The sequence below is a fragment of the Lacinutrix sp. MEBiC02595 genome (assembly GCF_053601555.1).
The window spans coordinates 1-1,146 of the sequence record NZ_JBSHNU010000015.1 but is presented as its reverse complement, the minus strand read 5'-3'; the positions used below and the strand labels follow the sequence as shown (position 1 = coordinate 1,146).

At 36.0% G+C, this 1,146-nt stretch carries 1 protein-coding gene; it reads right to left on the bottom strand.

Annotated features, from left to right (window positions below; all coding sequences use genetic code 11):
• Positions 1-164: 164 nt before the first annotated feature.
• On the bottom strand, positions 165-941 hold the full coding sequence (locus ACVCZW_RS00035; RefSeq protein ID WP_452231280.1) for a T9SS type A sorting domain-containing protein: 777 nt from the start codon (positions 939-941) through the stop codon (positions 165-167).
• Positions 942-1,146: the final 205 nt, after the last annotated feature.

The window sequence follows — 1,146 nt, the reverse complement described above, 5'->3', positions numbered from 1 at the left end:
TCAGGCTGTCCGTTGTATCTTTTTTACTTGTTCTCGATACTATTTGCTCATGCTTCACAAAGCACTCGAACAGACATAAAAAAGGATGCCACTTCCATCCTTAACGCAAAAAAGCCTTCTTGAAAAAGAAGGCTTTTTTTGTGGTTTGGTGTAACCAAGTATATTTATTTTTTTACAAATGTAAAGGCATTTCCATTTTTCAATTTCAATACGTATAACCCATTGGTTAAGTTTTTGATGTCCATTTGTTCCTTATTAGTCACATCTCCACGAGAAACTACAGCACCTAAAATATTATAAATAGTATAAGTTTCTGTTTTTGTTAATCCAGAAATTTGGAAGTAGTTCACAGCGGGATTTGGAAATAATTGTAATGTCTTTTCCGTGCTTGTGAAATCTTCTAGACCTAAAGGAGCATCATCGGCAATATCCACTTGAAACAAGAAATCATTTGTAGGATATGCTGTTGTACCTTGATATCCGCTTCCGCCTGCATAAATGTCAATATCAGTTAATCTCGTAGTAAAATTACCACTGTTTATTATCCATGTATAAGTTCCGCCATTTGTAATCGAAATAGAAAGTGGGGAGAAATCAAAAACTAAATTACGGTCATTTATAGAAGTTGCATCGCTTGGTGTTATCGCAGTAGCTGAACCCAATAAAGCACCTCCGTTTCCTGCTCCAGCATGTATAGATATGGTGGCATTATCTCCAGTATAAAGGGACAGAAGGGATATTTTGTCTAGTACGCCATCACCGCAAGCAGTCCAACTGTTTCCTATTCCAGAAATAGATGAAAAAGCAGAAGAATTGCTAGAGAAATTAGCATCGGTAACCGTACCTGCGTCATTGGAGTCAAAAGAGCATTGCGCATAACTGTTAGAAACCGTAAAAATAGTTAGTAATAAAAAAGATAAAATGTAGGTAGTTTTTTTCATAATAGCTTGGGTTTGTATTTTTTATATAAAACAAAGGTAGAAAAAAAATCTAAATAATAATTTGGGCGTTACCCTACTTCGCAAAAGCTACGTAGCGTCAGGCTGTCCGTTGTATCTTTTTTACTTGTTCTCGATACTATTTGCTCATGCTTCACAAAGCACTCGAACAGACATAAAAAAGGATGCCACTTCCATCCTTAACGCA

What these genes read in the sequence shown, in the direction of transcription:
- ACVCZW_RS00035 (WP_452231280.1), bottom strand. Translation starts at nt 941, where the DNA reads ATGAAAAAAACTACCTACATTTTATCTTTTTTATTACTAACTATTTTT.